12 protein-coding genes are annotated in these 16,902 nt (G+C 48.9%); 10 read left to right on the top strand and 2 right to left on the bottom strand.

Annotated features, from left to right (window positions below; genetic code table 11):
- Nucleotides 1–122 precede the first annotated feature (122 nt).
- The 9 genes from JNUCC31_RS03900 to glsA all read left to right on the top strand — a co-directional run bounded on the left by JNUCC31_RS03900 (nt 123) and on the right by glsA (nt 11,995).
- On the top strand, nt 123–1,931 hold the full coding sequence (locus JNUCC31_RS03900; protein WP_192268706.1) for a DAK2 domain-containing protein: 1,809 nt from the start codon (nt 123–125) through the stop codon (nt 1,929–1,931).
- Between the two features lie 213 nt (nt 1,932–2,144).
- Nucleotides 2,145–3,008: a DegV family protein gene (locus JNUCC31_RS03895; protein ID WP_192268704.1), complete on the top strand. Its 864-nt coding sequence runs from the start codon at nt 2,145–2,147 to the stop codon at nt 3,006–3,008.
- 10 nt (nt 3,009–3,018) lie between these two features.
- Nucleotides 3,019–5,064 (top strand): ATP-dependent DNA helicase RecG, encoded by a 2,046-nt coding sequence (gene recG, locus JNUCC31_RS03890; protein WP_192268702.1) that lies wholly within the window; start codon nt 3,019–3,021, stop codon nt 5,062–5,064.
- Nucleotides 5,065–5,178: 114 nt separating this feature from the next.
- Nucleotides 5,179–5,466 (top strand): stage VI sporulation protein F, encoded by a 288-nt coding sequence (locus tag JNUCC31_RS03885; RefSeq protein ID WP_062324270.1) that lies wholly within the window; start codon nt 5,179–5,181, stop codon nt 5,464–5,466.
- Between the two features lie 777 nt (nt 5,467–6,243).
- Nucleotides 6,244–7,896, top strand: coding sequence for a sensor histidine kinase (locus JNUCC31_RS03880; RefSeq protein ID WP_323374387.1), 1,653 nt, complete (start codon nt 6,244–6,246; stop codon nt 7,894–7,896).
- 10 nt (nt 7,897–7,906) lie between these two features.
- Entirely contained in the window at nt 7,907–8,719 is an 813-nt protein-coding gene (locus tag JNUCC31_RS03875) for a LytR/AlgR family response regulator transcription factor (protein ID WP_192268700.1), read from the top strand.
- Nucleotides 8,720–9,007: 288 nt separating this feature from the next.
- A complete protein-coding gene (locus tag JNUCC31_RS03870; RefSeq protein WP_192272715.1) occupies nt 9,008–10,252 on the top strand; it encodes an L-lactate MFS transporter in 1,245 nt (414 codons plus the stop codon).
- 205 nt (nt 10,253–10,457) lie between these two features.
- Nucleotides 10,458–10,940 (top strand): GNAT family N-acetyltransferase, encoded by a 483-nt coding sequence (locus JNUCC31_RS03865; RefSeq protein ID WP_192268698.1) that lies wholly within the window; start codon nt 10,458–10,460, stop codon nt 10,938–10,940.
- Between the two features lie 113 nt (nt 10,941–11,053).
- Entirely contained in the window at nt 11,054–11,995 is a 942-nt protein-coding gene (glsA, locus tag JNUCC31_RS03860) for a glutaminase A (protein WP_192268696.1), read from the top strand.
- A gap of 235 nt (nt 11,996–12,230) precedes the next feature.
- On the opposite strand, the gene JNUCC31_RS03855 is transcribed toward glsA, so the two are convergent.
- The gene (locus JNUCC31_RS03855; protein ID WP_192268694.1) at nt 12,231–12,572 is read right to left on the bottom strand and encodes a YolD-like family protein; all 342 of its coding nucleotides are present in this window, start codon (nt 12,570–12,572) and stop codon (nt 12,231–12,233) included.
- Nucleotides 12,569–13,813, bottom strand: coding sequence for a DNA polymerase IV (locus tag JNUCC31_RS03850; RefSeq protein ID WP_192268692.1), 1,245 nt, complete (start codon nt 13,811–13,813; stop codon nt 12,569–12,571). Before JNUCC31_RS03850 ends, JNUCC31_RS03855 begins: the two co-directional genes overlap by 4 nt.
- A gap of 858 nt (nt 13,814–14,671) precedes the next feature.
- On the opposite strand from JNUCC31_RS03850, the gene JNUCC31_RS03845 reads away from it, so the two are divergent.
- Nucleotides 14,672–16,897, top strand: coding sequence for a hypothetical protein (locus tag JNUCC31_RS03845; protein WP_192268690.1), 2,226 nt, complete (start codon nt 14,672–14,674; stop codon nt 16,895–16,897).
- Nucleotides 16,898–16,902: the final 5 nt, after the last annotated feature.

The raw sequence follows: 16,902 nt of genomic DNA, 5'->3' as shown, positions 1-16,902 counted from the left end.
GTATGCCTGTGCCGGACAAGGTATGGACGAAGAATAACGCGATAAGCGTTAGCGCATGAACAGACCAGTTAACATCTTGGTGCAGGATGTTCGTGTATCAAGCTAGGAAGGGGAATTCTCACTTGAGTATACGTTCTTTAAATGGAACAGATTTCACCGCAATGGTACTTGCCGGAGCGGAACAACTTGGACAGCATGCAGAGCACGTCAATTCCCTGAATGTTTTCCCTGTGCCGGATGGTGACACGGGAACGAACATGAATTTGACAATGAGTGCAGGAGTCGCAGAGATTAAACGCAAGAGTTCTGCCTCCATCGGAGAAGCTGCCGGTATTTTATCGAAAGGTCTGCTTATGGGTGCGCGGGGGAACTCGGGAGTAATTTTATCTCAATTGTTCCGTGGATTCAGTCGTTCAGCAGCTCCTTACGAGGAACTGAATACGCTCCAGTTTGCAGCAGCCCTGCAGAACGGTGTGGACGCAGCTTATAAAGCTGTAGTGAAGCCTGTTGAAGGGACCATTCTTACCGTAGCCAAGGAAGCGGCGAAACATGCCAGCTACTACGCAAGACGGACGAATGATATTACTGAATTAATGAATGAAGTTTTGTTAAAAGCAAAAGAAGCACTGGCAACGACTCCGGACTTGCTGCCTGTATTGAAACAGGTTGGCGTTGTGGATTCAGGTGGCCAGGGGCTTGTATATATTTACGAGGGCTTTATGGAGGTTCTGCTGCAAAGTGACGGAGTCAGTCGGGCATCCTTGCAAAAAGATGTACAACCATCCGCAGCGGCATCTGCTTTGAAATCAGCTGTACCGGCAGAGGTGGTTTCTGCGAAAACTGCACAGCATGTCATCGTTCCAGAGATGCCCATGTCTGCCCAGGCGAGACTGGAAACGGAAGATATTGAGTTCCTGTATGACATGGAGTTCTTTATTAATCGTGAGCTGGGAGAGAATGCAGGCGTTGCATTCGATGATGAAGCATTCCGGAAAGCGTTGTCAGTTAATGGGGATTCCATCATTATTATTGCTGACGATGAAGTGATTAAGGTTCACGTGCATTCCAAGACACCTGGGGATGTATTAAACCTGGCCCTCCGTTATGGAGAAATTACACAAATTCACATTCTCAATATGCGTGAGCAGCATCGTGATCTGCTGACGGCAGGCATGGACATAGCCCCTTCGCCTGAACTGTTCGCAGAGATCCCGCCTGAAGCAACGCGCAGTCTGGAGCAAGCGGAGCCACCAGCAGATGAGATGGCGCCATATGGCTTTATCGCGGTATCTTCCGGTGACGGAATTGCAGAGATTTTCAAGAGTCTCGGCGTGGATGTTGTTCTGTCTGGTGGACAGACGATGAATCCAAGCACTGAAGATTTTGTGAAAGCTGTGCGTTCAATTGCAGCGGAACAGGTATTTATTTTGCCGAACAATTCCAATATTGTACTTGCTGCGCAGCAGGCTCGGGAGCTGCTTGAAGATGAGCGCCGAATTACGGTGATTCCGAGCAAAACGATTCCTCAGGGCATGGCAGCGGCTTTTGCTTTCCAGGAGGATGAGTCTGCGGAAACCAACCGTGACCATATGCTTGAAGCGATTAGCCGGGTACAGTCCGGTCAAGTGACTCATGCGGTCAGAGATACGCAATATGATGAGCTTGATATCAAAGCGGGACACTACATCGGTATCCATAATTCCAAAATTGTGGCAACGGATGAAAACATGCTGCATGCATGTGAAGGTTTGCTGCAACAGATGCTGGAAAGCGGAGATGAAGTGGTGACCATCCTTGAAGGGGAAGAGGCTGCACCTGAGATCACCGCTGCGCTTGTAGCATGGCTTGAAGAACAATATCCTGATGCTGAGGTAGAGGTGCATCTTGGAGGACAGCCGGTGTATTATTATCTGTTCTCTGTAGAGTCCTAATAGAGGTTGTTCAAAAAGTTCCCAATTGATCACGAAGTAGCCCACGAAGCGAACTCGACATCGAATCTTGCGTTCACCTTCGGAGTCCGGTGCTCATGTAGGTTTGCCTACACTCCGCTCCTCCTCCTTCAGGTTCTCGCAACCTTCTCGGTGCTGAATTGTTAACTTTTTGAACATGCACTAATAGCACTTAAGCAAAGAGGAGGGGATCTCATGAGCCAAAAGGTTGCAATCGTAACCGATAGCACCGCAGATATACCGGAAGAATTGATCCGTAAATACGGGATTCATATTGTTCCGCTGCGTGTTTTGTTCGGCGAAGAAGCTTATGCGGACGGCGTTGATCTGACTTCGGAACAGTTCTATGCAAAATTGGAGAAGGCATCTGTGTTGCCTACAACCTCACAGCCTTCTCCCACCGACTTTATGAGTATCTATAATTCACTGTTGGATGAGGACCCGGAGCGACCGATTGTCTCGATTCATTTGTCTTCCGGCATGAGTGGGACCTATCAATCGGCACTGCTCGGCAAATCATTGCTGGAACGTGAAGGCGATATAACGGTACTGGATTCGAAGTCTGCATCCTATGGATATGGTTTATTGGTTGTACAGGCTGCAGAGCTTGCCGAACAAGGCAAATCCGCTGCGGAAATTGCTGCTGCTGTAGCTGCCATGCAGCAGAGCCGCAAGCTGTTTTTTCTCGTAGATACATTGGAGTATTTGCAGAAAGGCGGTCGGATTGGCAAGGCTGCGGCCATTTTGGGAACATTGCTGAATATTAAACCGATCTTGTCCATTGATGAGGAAGGCGTTATTTACGCAGTGGAGAAAGTCAGAGGTCACAAAAAAGCGATGGCACGCATTATCGAGCTGTTTCAGCAGGATCTGGCGGGTCAACGTGTTAATCTGGCGGTAGGTCATACCGCAGACCCTGGATCAGCGATTGCTTGTGCAGAGCAGTTGCGTGGGCACTTTACACTGAATGAAGTGGTGTATACCAATATTGGAGCCGTCATTGGCAGCCATGTTGGGCCAGGCGTAATTGCCATCTTTATGTGGCCTGTTCCGGAATGAGGGATTAGACATGAAATGGGAAGAAATATCGGTTAAACAAATTAGCGGCGTGAGTGCTCTCAAAGAGGGAGAGCTTCACGCCTTTGGCATCTCTACTGTAAAAGACCTGCTTGAATACTATCCGTTCCGTTATGAGGACTATCGCCTGCGTTCGCTCAGCGAAGTGAAGGATGGGGACAAAATTACGGTGCAGGGTAAAGTGATGGGCATCCCGGTGTTGCAGCGCTATGGCAAAAAGTCACGCCTTACCTGTAAGGTGATGACGGAAGAGTGGATGATTTCAGCCACCTGGTTTAATCGGCATTTTCTAAAGGATCAGCTTACGCCTAACCGGGAGATTGTCATAACCGGGAAATGGGAACAAAAGCGTATGCAAATGACCGTAACAGACTCGGAATTCCCGGATAAAGGGGAAGGGCGTTCAGGCACGCTGCAACCCGTGTATTCCGTAACCGGCAAGCTTACGCAATCCTGGATGCGTAAAACGATCAATCAGGGGTTAGTTCAGTTCGGAGACATGATCCCCGAAATTCTGCCTCAATCACTTATGAAGAAATATGGATTCATGCCCCGCAAACAGGCGATTGCCGGAATTCATCGTCCGCAGGATAATCGGGAAGGCCAGCAGGCCAGACAGCGGATGGTGTATGAGGAACTGTTTTTGTTTCAACTCAAGATGCAGGCTTACCGGGCATTGAACCGGGATCGCATGGATGGTGTCGTGCATACAACGGATAATACGACGATTCGTGAGTTTGTTCGCAGTCTGCCGTTTGAATTGACCGATGCCCAGAAGAAGGTAGAGCTTGAAATTCTGCATGATATGCGTTCACCGTATTCGATGAATCGGTTGCTGCAGGGAGATGTAGGCTCAGGTAAGACGGTTATTGCGGCGATTGCCCTGTATACAACCGTTCGTTCCGGGTTTCAGGGGGCTCTGATGGTGCCTACGGAGATTCTGGCAGAACAGCATATGCGCTCATTGCAAAAGCTGTTTGAACCTTTTGGCGTCACTGTGGGGCTGCTGACGGGCAGTGTGAATGGACGCAAGCGCAAAGATCTGATCGCATCCTTGCAGATGGGGATGATCGATATCGTGGTGGGTACACACGCGTTGATTCAGGAGGATGTATTTTTCCGTGATCTGGGTCTTGTCGTAACGGATGAGCAGCATCGTTTTGGTGTGAATCAGCGCAGCATTTTGCGGCGTAAAGGGTACAACCCGGATGTGTTAACGATGACGGCTACGCCCATTCCGAGAACGCTGGCCATCACGGCTTTTGGTGATATTGAAGTGTCCACCATCTCGGAACGTCCCAAGGGGCGAATTCCAATCTCGACGTACTGGGTCAAGCATGACATGATGGACCGGGTTCTTGGCTTTATTTCGCGAGAAGTGGACCAGGGGCGACAGGCGTATCTGATCTGTCCGCTTATCGAAGAATCAGAAAAGCTGGATGTACAAAATGCGATTGATCTGCATATCCAGATGCAGCAGAACTTTCCGAAGTACCGCGTCGGTCTGCTGCATGGACGGATGACGGCTGCCGAGAAGGAAGAGATGATGCGTGACTTTTACAGCAACGAAATTCAGCTTCTGGTTTCCACAACAGTTGTGGAGGTCGGGGTCGATGTACCCAACGCAACGCTGATGGTCATTATGGATGCGGACCGCTTCGGTCTGTCGCAGCTGCACCAGCTTCGTGGCCGGGTCGGCCGGGGCGCTCATGCCTCCTATTGTGTGCTCATTGCCGACCCCAAGACAGAGGTGGGGCAGGAGCGCATGAAGGTCATGACGGAAACGGAAGATGGATTTGAAGTATCGCGTCGAGATCTGGATTTGCGGGGACCGGGAGACTTCTTTGGTACGAAGCAAAGTGGATTACCCGAGTTCCGGCTTGCTGACATGGTGGGGGATTTTGCCGTATTGGAGCAGGCCCGCGATGATGTATCCAGTTTGATTGCGGACGCCAGCTTCTGGACGTCTGTGGACTACGCTCCTTTACGTGACTTTTTGCAGCAGCAGCAAGTATTCCAGGGTGATCTGATCGATTAATTGGGGCTGTGGATGTGGGGTATTCCACATTTTCCGTGGGAAAATGTCAAGTGTACAGGCCCTCCTGTCATATGAATAAGAAGTGAGTTCATTATTCAGGAGGTGCTGTACGTTTTGGGTTATCAACAATATGGAATCAGTCCGCAGCTGGTAGAGCGGATTAAAACGAAGATGAAAAATCCCGCTGTCAAAGAGCGTATCAAAAAGCTGATCGATGGGGTCACCAAATCGGATCTGCAGGATAAGGCCAAGGTGAGAAGGCTGGTCAAATCATCAGCGGTCATTATGAATGAGAATTTTTCTGCGGCTCAGGAGGAACAATTCGTAGCATTTGTCCTCGCGCAGAAGATCGATCCGAACAATACGTTTCATTTGATTAAGCTATGGGGCATGTTTAGATAGGATTCGATGTATTGTTGGGTGGGAATAAAATGAAACAGTTTCATTTACACGGGGCACTACGATGACAGAACAACCTTCCGAGCGCTGTTATCCCCGGATTTTTTTGAATTATCTTTTTCAAAGGGTAAAATTCGGGGATAAAGGCGCACGCTTCGCTTCTTCAGGTTTTTTCTGTCCTCTCCGTTATTGTGTAAATTAGTTTCACTTTATAAAACCAAATTACATCGAATGTGTATGATGTAATTATAGTGGAAGGGCGGTCCATAAGTCAGGAAGATGACTGTGGACCGCCCTTTTGATTATTTAAGGCAGGCAAGTATGCGTGATACATGATAAATGATAAATGATTACATGTATCATGATAGAAACGTACTTCACGAAAAATTATCTAGGTTAACGAACTGAGCGCACGCTATTGAGTCAATTCCCAAGGTTCGATATTTTAACGAATCGTAGAGTCGTTATTTGCCTGTTTCATGCCATTTATTGCGGGTTTTTATTGGAATAGCGTGGCTGAGGTTCGTTAGAATTTGTATTCCTCGCTAAATGGAGTGATAAGGTGTTACCGATTCCTTAGCGTCTGTCAAAAAGGAGAATAAGTCCGGCCGGTGCTTCTACCTCTTATTTTCACAGGATTGACTTTGCTTTCCTCCAGGGGGAACGGTAAACTGTTTCATACGAGCATATATGGAACTCAAGGTGAGGAAAACGCTGCTGCGATGAGGGCGTTTATTTTTGATGGATGTGGAGGAAGTCAGATTGACGGAGATGTTTACGATGCTGCTGGGTTTGTTCGAACGGGCGGCACTGCTGATTATATTTTTATTCTTTCTGTCGAGGGTACCGCGGTTTAGACAGATTTTGCAAAAGGGAACATTGAGATGGCAGGAATACATTGCGGTTACGTTGTTATTCTGTGCATTTGCCATCTTTGGCACGTATACCGGCATTAATGTGGAAGGTTCGCTGGTGAATGTGCGCATTATTGCGATCATGTCTGGCGGCATTTTATTCGGAGCGCCTGTGGGCATCATTACTGGAATTGTCTCTGGGGTACATCGGTATTTGATCGATATGGATGGGGTCACGGCCATCCCGTGTCTAATCACGAGTATCCTAGCAGGTCTGGTCTCCGGGTATATACATAAGTATACGCCCAAGTCGAAGCGCTGGATGATTGGTATTGCGGCCGGAATGATCTGTGAAGCACTTACGATGCTGCTTATCCTGCTGTATTCCTATCCCGATCCACTGGGTGCCGATATCGTCTCGAAGATTGCACTCCCGATGATATTGGGTGAGATGAACATTGGGCTGATCGTTCTGCTGGTGCAGAGTGTGGAAGGGGAAAAGGAAATGATTGCGGCTCGTCAGGCCAAGTTGGCGCTGGAAATTGCCAATAAGACCTTGCCCTACTTCCGTTCCATTGATGAGGACTCTCTGCGGACAATCTGCCGGATTATTCAGGAGGATATTCAGGCCGATGCGGTTGCGATTACAGATACCCGAAATGTACTGGCTTATGTGGGATTTGGTGAGGAACGATATCACATCGGCAATGAAATTATTAGCGAGATGACGAAGAAGACAATCTCCAGCGGAGAGATTACGATCAGCAATGATGTAATTGACGAAAAAACGCCGGATATCCACTCCCTCCTCATCATCCCGCTCAAAGAGCGGGGAGAAGTGACGGGTGCGCTGAAAATCTATTACCGCAAAGCGTACAAGATTACGTATCCTTTGCAAACAATGGCTGTGGGCCTGTCCCAGATTATCTCCACCCAGATGGAAGTATCACGTGTGGAGGAGATCAAGGCTGCCGCCAATAAAGCGGAGCTGCGTGCATTGCAGACCACAATCCATCCTCATTTTCTATTCAATGCGCTGAACGCCATTGCTTCATCGATTCGCACCAAGCCGGATCGGGCGCGCGAACTGATTGTGAATCTGTCCGGATATATGCGCTATAATCTGGAGTTGTCGGATGAACTTATCGATATTCACAAGGAGCTGGAACAGGTCCGCAATTATGTGGAAATTGAGAAGGCACGTTTTGGCAGCAGGCTTAACGTCATTTATGAGATTGATGAGGTAGCTGTGCATATCCCAAGTCTGGTCATCCAGCCCCTTGTGGAAAATGCCATCATTCACGGCATTCTCAAGGTCAAAGGACCCGGAAACGTACGGATTCGGGTACAGGACTATCCTGACTTTGTGCGAATTGGGGTCAGTGATACAGGTGCAGGGATTGGAGCGGATATTATTGACCGGGTATACCATGACCGGATGCCTGGCAACCAGATCGGGTTGTACAATGTGCATCGGCGGGTGAAGCTCATTTATGGACAAGGATTAACGATTACCCGGCTGGAGCAAGGCACCGATATTATATTTGATGTACCCAAAGGAGATGCAGTGACAAGGTGATGAATGGCCAATGAGAGCTCTTATTGTTGAAGATGAGATTCCGGCAAGTGAGGAACTGAATTATTTGATACAGGAACATAGCCAAATTGAAGTGGTAGATTGTCTGGAAGATGGACTGGATGTGCTGAAGTTTCTGCAGGAGCAGGAAGTCGACGTTATTTTCCTTGATATTAACATTCCTTCATTGGATGGCATGATGCTGGCGCATCATATTGGGAAGTTTGCGAGCAAGCCCTATATCGTATTCACTACGGCGTACAAGGAACATGCGGCTGAGGCCTTTGAGCTGGAGGCGTTTGACTATATTCTGAAGCCGTATGATGAAAAGCGAATTGCCACGATGCTGAAGAAACTCGAAACGGCATTCAAACGGGATCATGAGCAAGAGGTGCGTGAACGTGGCAACGACGATGGACAGGCTCAGCATACGGCACAAGTGAACGACGAATGGTCTGTATCCGGCATGCAGGATCGGGAATCGAATGCCCAGACGGAGAGACGCATCAATTTGCTTCGCAATGACAATATTATTGTGACAGACACTGCCGATATTTATTATGCGGAAGCACAAGAGAAAGTAACGAAGGTATATACCAAAAACGGTGAGTTTACGATGCCGATCAGCATTTCGGATTTTCACGGGCGTTTGCCGCAGGAAACCTTTTTCCGCTGCCATCGTTCTTACGTGGTGAATTTGTCTCAAATCCGTGAAATTGTCCCTTGGTTTAACAATACGTATCTGCTTCGTTTGCGCGATCTGGAGGCTGAAGTGCCTGTTAGCCGGGGCAAGGTCAAGGAATTCAGGCAGCTCATGCGCATCTAGAGGCATTTCATTCCGCATCTGATGCAACTCATGCTCAAATCGGTGTAATGAATCCCCTTTCATGTATGATTAGCTTGTGAACGCATTCAATGCAGCATTTTGCATCAATCCAAAGAACGGTTGTAATCAGCAATATGCAGATCGAAATGTTCTTATTCGTCTACATATTGTCCCGTTAGTGCTTGGAATCGAATGATGCAAAATGCTCTAGACATCGGCAAAGGGGAGATCACGATGAAAGCAGCTATTTCATCCGCTTCATCAACACCTGAATCAACAGTTACATCTATGAAAATGAACCGCTGGCTTATTGTACTGGGAACCATCATTGTACAAATGGGTCTTGGAACCATCTACACCTGGAGTTTATTTAATCAACCGTTGTCTGATCGTTTCGGTTGGGACGTCAGCTCGGTCGCGATAACTTTTTCGATTACCAGTTTTGCTTTGGCATTTGCCACATTATTTGCAGGGCGACTGCAAGAACGATGGGGGCTTCGTCGCCTGATTCGGGTAGCCGGTGTGGTGCTTGGTCTGGGACTCGTGCTCAGTTCTCAAGTGAGTTCGTTGACACTGCTCTACATCCTGGCCGGATTTGTAGTTGGATTCGCGGATGGTACGGCGTATATTACTTCCCTGTCCAACCTGATCAAGTGGTTCCCTGAGCGAAAAGGTCTGATCTCGGGGATTTCGGTCGGTGCTTTTGGTACAGGCAGTCTGTTGTTCAAATATGTGAACTCGGCATTAATCAGTGCCGTTGGTCCTGCTCAAGCCTTTATGTACTGGGGCATGATAGTATTGGTATTGATTGTGGGCGGCTCGTTCCTGATCCGTGAAGCGGTTGTTCGCGGACAGGCTCCAGCGAGCAGCAACGAGGGTGCGAAGAAACAAGAAGCACGTCAGGATTATACGGTCAAAGAGATGCTGCGTACCAAAGAAGCTTACATGCTCTTCGTTATTTTCTTCACGGCATGTATGAGTGGTTTGTATCTGATTGGCATTGTGAAAGATATCGGTGTACAGCTGGCAGGGCTTAACGTGGCTACAGCGGCGAATGCCGTGGCGATGGTTGCGATCTTTAATACCGCTGGACGTATTATTCTGGGTGCGCTGTCGGATAAAGTAGGACGGATGAAAGTCATTGCCGGAGCCCTGCTGGTTACAGCTGTTGCCGTGATGACCTTGAGTCTGGTACCTCTAAGCTTTGGCATCTTCTTCGCCTGTGTGGCTGCTATCGCGTTCTGCTTTGGTGGCAACATTACAGTCTTCCCGGCGATTGTGGCGGATTACTTTGGACTGAAAAATCAGAGCAAAAACTACGGCGTCATCTATCAAGGATTTGGATTTGGTGCCTTGGCCGGATCGTTTATCAGCGCCCTGTTAGGCGGGTTCCACCTTACCTTTATTGTGATCGCTGTACTCTGCGCTGTCTCGCTCTTGCTGGCGTTGATTATAACGCCTCCGGGTCAGGGACGTCGTACACGTCAACGTGAACAGCAGATGAATCTTAACCCTTCATCCCGGGCAAGCTGAGTGTAGCGGGGACGAAGTTCTATTTTATAAAAAGCAAGCTGAGCGGTCTCTAAGGAGGCCGCTTTTTTTGAACCCAATGAAGCAAAGAGGCGAAGGCTCCGGTACATGAAGGGGTTGTGTGCAATGCATACTTTGCTTCTGGTATACTCTAGGTGAAACAAAAAGAGTGAGTCCCTGTTAGCCATTAAGAGGAGGTATGTCCGTCATGAATTTCATGAAATATGCACAACCTGATTTTGCGGATTATTATGCTCTTGTATCCAATATTGAAGTGATGCAACAGATTACCGAACGTGCTCTTCCTGAGCATGAGGCTATAGCGGAGTTTGAATCCATGGTGAATTATAATCAGGGGAATGACTGCGGATATTATCGGATATCTGGTGAAGATGGGATAGGGATGGCCTACGCCAAACTGATCCCGGATGAATCTGATCCGTCCCGGGCGGAAATGGGTTATATGATTTTGCCGGAATATTGGGGGAAAGGACACGGGACTTCTATCGCAGCTCGGCTGATTATTCAGGCACAGGCGGCAGGAATGGCTGTACTCTATGCCGTTATCGATCCGTCCAATGCGGCATCCCGTCGAATATTGCTTAGACAGAATTTTGTATCTACATGGGTTGGGGACTATCATGGGCTGCCCGGCGAGATTCTGGAGCTGAATCTTCAGGTGAAGCGGTAAGGGATCAGGCTTGCGGGTAATACATACCTATCCCGGCATTTTGTATCATTTTGAATGGCTTCTTCATTCGGGTGTATGCAGAATGCTCATACAGAGATTTGGAGGAGATGGAGATGAGCAATGCTGCAATGGAACGCCTGAACTTGTTACTGCCGGAATGGCTGGAGACCAGCCGTCTGCACACTGGACAGGGGAAAGTAGCTTCCTATATACCGGAGCTAGTCAAGGCCTCGCAGGATGAACTGGGGATACATATCATGGACGCCGAAGGAAATGACGTATCAGCCGGGGATTGTGGTGTCCCGTTCACGATGCAAAGTATCTCCAAGGTATTTACACTCATTCTGGCCCTGATGGATCATGGGGAGGAAGCGGTCTTTTTTAATGTAGGAAAAGAACCCACCGGGGATGATTACGACTCGATGATCAAGCTTGAACTGGTGGAACCGGGTATTCCGTTTAATCCATTAATCAATGCAGGTGCGATCACGGTATCGTCCCTGATTGCCGGAGATTGCAAGGAGGAGAAATCACGGCGCATTTTGGAATTTTTCCGCAAGCTGGCGAATAATGATCGGCTGGGTTATAACGAAGCGGTATTTCAATCCGAATCGGATACAGGCCATCTGAACCGCTCGCTTGGTTATTTTCTGAAGCATAACGGTGTGCTCAAGGATGACGTCGAGGATGTGCTTGCCGTCTATTTCAGGCATTGCTCCATAGAGGTGACTTGTTCGGACCTGGCCCGTATGGCACTGGTGCTTGCCTATGACGGGACAGATCCCATCACCGGGAATGAGCTTATTCCTCGCCGTTATGTACAGATCGCCAAGACATTCATGACCACCTGCGGTATGTATAATGCATCAGGTGAATTTGCGATTCAGGTCGGGCTGCCTGCCAAGAGTGGAGTGTCGGGCGGAATCCTGACCCTGGTTCCAGGCCAGTTTGGTATCGGTCTTGTAGGTCCGGCTCTGAATCGGAAAGGAAACAGCATTGCAGGTGTGCATCTGCTCGAACGTCTTTCCAATGAATTTGACTGGAGTTTGTTCTAACGAAGTCTTCCCCTTACCCTCTGGAGCAGCCAATGAATCACCAATCTGACCTTTTGCTTCTTTGGAACGAAATGGTCCGATATGAATGCGACTTGTCGACTGCTTCCGTTCTGCATCCGATCGTGTAGGAAAAGGGTCCTGCATGGCCATTTCCATGTTGCATCTATTCCGGTATATCCGCAACGCGGAGTTCATGGGGGGCTCCTTTTATATCAAGTTCATTCGTCATCATTCATCATTCATTCGCAAGTACCACATCCGTAATGAGATTCATCTGAATGTCCCGGGTCCCGGTCTCTGTTAGCAGCTTAAGCGTACGGGAAGGGGAGTCCAGTCGAAGCACCTGCCCGGTAAAGCGGATATCATCATGTTCATGGAACAGGGTGATGGTGACTGCATCCCCAAGCAGCATGGAGTTGCTAAGCAAGCGGGACATTTCTTCCGCTGCCTGGGCATCCAGGGACGGGCGAATACGGGGAGCGAGTTGCTCCTGATGAATGATGTAGGCTTCCCGGTGTTCGGGCAGCATCATGCGTGAGGATTCAAAGATCCCGTTTTGCTGTAATTTTTTACTCATTTATAGTGACCTCCAATTTTATGAGAACGGTCCTGTGCCTGTGCGGACGAGCAGAGCGAGGAGGCCCGCATGATCGCGGTATCTCCGAACTTGCGTTTGATGTCATCCGTGGCACGTTCCAGTTCTCTTTTGCGTTCCCGGTCATCAAACCAGGACAGCTGTACTTCGGAATCGGGCACAAGTCCGGTCAATGACACGCTAATGCGGCGAATGGGTAATCCGTCCCAATGGCGCAGAAACAGAGCTGCTGCCGCATCGTATACTTCATCGGTGATGTTGGTAGGTTCATTTACCTTCATCTGGCGGGAGAAGCCGGTGGGACGATCGTAATCATGCCCCCGACAGCCTACAGAGACGACATTGCCCATGAGCGATTTGTCCCGGGAACGCCGGCTGACCAGCTCTGCCAATTCGAGCAGCACCACCTTGATGTCTGCCCATGATTCATAGTCCCGAGGCAATGTCATCTGATGTCCGATGCCCTGCTGCTGGTGAGCATATGTCCCGGGTTTTACCGGAGAATCATCGATCCCGCGGGCAATACGCCACAGTACCTCACCGTTTACCCCCCAACGTTCTCTAAGCCGGGACAATGGAGTCTGCGCCAGATCACCGATCGTATGAATCCCCATCTTATAGAGATGCTGCCCCATCCGGGAACCGACCATAAACATGTCTCGAACAGGCTTTTTCCACAATGTTGTCTGCATGTCTTTGCGGGGCAGCGTATAGATGCCTCCCGGGACTTTTTTGGCATACAGATCACAGGCCATCTTGCTGACAACCTTGGTGTCGCTGATGCCGACGCGGATATAGACGCCAGTCTCTTCCATGACCCTGTCCTGAATGCTGCGGGCAATCGTTTCAGGACTGCCGAACAGGTCCAAACTTCCGGTGACATCGAGAAATTGTTCATCAATGCTATACGGTTCAACCAGATCGGTATAGGACTGAAGGATACGGGTAATGTGCAGGGAAACACGAATATATTCGGCCATCCGGGGACGAATGACGACAACATCGGGGCATTTGGCGAGAGCCTCACCCAGTCGTTCTGCTGTAGTAATTCCATAGGACTTGGCGAGTGGGCAGGCTGCCAGAATAATGCCTGAACGGCGTGCAGGATCTCCCGCAACAACAAGCGGACGGTCTCTGTATTCAGGATGTGCAGACTTTTCCACACTGGCATAAAATGACTGGCAATCGGCCAGCATAATGACACGTCCGTCTTTGCGGGGCATAGTACTTCTCTCCTTTTATAGATGATCCAGCTGCTTCTGTACGGAAATGGGATCCATTCAGTGAGTGTTATTTACAGTTTATTTACAGTATGGAACAAGTGTTCCTGTTTTATAAGCATATATGACAATGTCAGATGCGGCAACCGGAATTATTTTGCAAATTGGACACAATTATTGAACAGACCTAATAGAGTCAAAATTTAGGAAATAAGATGTAGTTTTTTACATTTCATGTAAGAGATCCGTGACTTCCGGGTGATGACTGGGTGTTCATTCGGCTTTGTGTAAAAGTAATATAAATGGGCACAGTCCTATAGGGGGGGACTGATGTCCTTTTTTCATTTTCTGCACTTTTCAGAAAACCTTGATAGGACGCGGATTTTCGCTGATGCGTTATCGGACTATAGTATCAATTTTGTAATCTTTATGGTTAATACTGTAAAAAGGTCCGCAACTTTAACATTTACCTTGCGTTTAATGGGGTAAGCGTTCAAGCGGAAACAGATCTCGTAATCCGCGTTGCATATAACAATAACGGGTAGAGATGTGCCAGGCTGGAAGAACCTCAAGAGGACGATAAAGTGGCAAATATTCATGTCCATGGAGCATAGAGGCCAAGAGGGCTCATGGATGCAAGTTGATGGTGCTTTTTACGAATTATGGGCAGAATGTTGCAGTTCATGTTTGCTTCCATCAGCCTAGTTACAAATGCAGAGTCTTAGAGCTATAGTGAGAACTACACCGCTGACATCTCTACCCAAAGCGGACATCCGAAGCGGAATTCCCTCAGAACTTCATGTCATTTAAGATTTGCAGGTGAAGCTGGATGCATACTAGAGAGGTGAGCAATTAAGAGCCATGAGCAGACGAAGACGAAGACGCTGGTTGTTGACGATGTTGACAGGAGCGGCCGTAGTGACAGGCGGAATATTGGCCGGATGGCACTACATGCAGCCCCAGCTCGTTACGTACACAGCGGAGAACGGCACGGAGATGAAATTCAAGACTGATGGAGACCGGTTCATGGAATACGGACCCGATGGGACGTGGCGGGAGATGTTCGTCAAAGGTGTAAATCTGGGCGCAACCTCACCGGGACATTACCCGGGCGAATTCCCGTTGACCAAAGAGGATTACTTGCGGTGGTTCCAGCAGATAGAGGATCTGGGAGCCAACGTCATCCGGGTGTATACGGTACATGAGCCAATCTTTTACACAGCATTAGTCGAATATAATCGCGGCCGGGAGCAACCGTTATATTTTATACAGGGCATATGGTCGCCGGAAGAAAAGTTGATTGAGAAGCAGGATGCCTATGCTGACGATATTGAACAAACGTTCAAGCAAGAGATTGAGAAGGCGGTATCCGCTGTATACGGGGATGCAGACATTCCCGATAGACCCGGAGAGTCGAGCGGCAAATACAAGACGAATGCTGGAAAATACCTGATGGCTTGGCATGTGGGTACCGAGTGGGACCCTTCGATGGTGAACAACACGAATGAAAGCCATCCGGATGTGCCGCAGTACAAGGGTGTTCATTTTTCCGGGACGCAGGATGCATCACCATTCGAGAATTGGCTGGCGGAGCTGCTGGACTATACTGCCGTATTGGAGAAGAAGTATGGGTGGGAGCATCCGATGACCTTCACCAATTGGGTAACCACCGATGTGCTGGATCATCCGGGCGAGCCGCTGTTTGAAGAGGATTTGGTGAGTGTGGATGCGCGACATATTCAACCCCAAGAATGGCAGGGCGGATATTTTGCAGCATACCATGTGTACCCTTATTACCCGGACTTGTTCCATACGGACCAGACACTCCAGACCATCAAGGATGAGAACGGCAAGTACAACACGTACAAAAGCTATCTGCGCAAGCTCAAAGCCGAGTTTTCCGATATGCCTGTAATGGTTACAGAGTACGGTGTACCGTCTTCGCTTGGGATTTCCCATCTGGGTATGGGAGGCCGCAATCAAGGGGGACATAACGAGGCAGAGCAAGGAGAGATCGACGCATCGCTGACTCAGGATATTTATGACGAAGGGTATGCAGGAGCGATTTTGTTCATGTGGCAGGATGAATGGTTCAAAAAAACCTGGAACACGATGCCGCTGGAAATTCCGGCCGATCGCCGCTCCTACTGGCTGAACGTGCTCACGAATGAAAAGATGTTCGGTCTGCTCGCCATGGACCCGGGTAAACAGGAACAGTTGACCATCGACGGGAAGCTGGATGACTGGAATGCGCTGAAGAAGGAAGAGGTCACTCTCTGGCAAGGCAAGGTGGATGGCATCAAGGAAATGAAGATGACCCATGATGAAGCCTACCTGTACATTGGCATGACGCTGGATCAACCTTTTGACCCGGACCAGACCTTGCTGCGCATCGGAACGGATACGCTGGCTGGTGGTAATCAGCCGGGCACCAGACTTCCGGATCGAACGCTCAGTGATGGGCTCGAAACGGTGATTACACTGGGACAGGATGATGAATCACAAGTGGAGATCGCCAAGGATTATGACTTTAACCGACGCCTCTATGGCAAGGAAGGTTACGGGATGCTGCCCGAGGAGCAAGAGAACGCGGCAGATCCATTCCATCCATGGAATCTGGCGGTCAGCCTGCGAATGACCCCACCGGATACCCGTTCCGCCCAACCGTTCATGAATGAGAAGGTCGGTATATTGAAGCGGGGAACGACAGCTCCAGATCAGTCTGATACCGATTCGTTAACCGCTTGGCAGTATAACGGAAATCAGGTGGAGATGCGTATTCCATGGATGCTGCTTGGATTCGGTGACCCAAGTTCACTGCAAGCGATCAAGTATGGAGCACTGAAGGGTGGACGGGAATTCGAAACTGTCGCAGTCAAGGGTGTGACTCTGGTTCCGTGGTTAATGGATCGTTCTACTGGCAATATCTCTTGGCCTGGTGGTGAACAGAAGACACTGGATGTGAAGACATTGCCTGTGTACAGCTGGCAGCCTTGGGAGCAGGTACAGTACAGTGAGCGACTGAAACTGAGCTACGGGGAAATGAAGAAACGGTATGAACAAATTCCAAGTTTTCAGACCGAATAAATGAG

Source organism: Paenibacillus sp. JNUCC-31 (assembly GCF_014844075.1).
In the GTDB taxonomy this organism is placed as follows: Bacteria; Bacillota; Bacilli; order Paenibacillales; family Paenibacillaceae; genus Paenibacillus.
The sequence above is the reverse complement of the archived record's forward strand: the minus strand, read 5'-3'. Positions and strand labels throughout refer to the sequence as shown.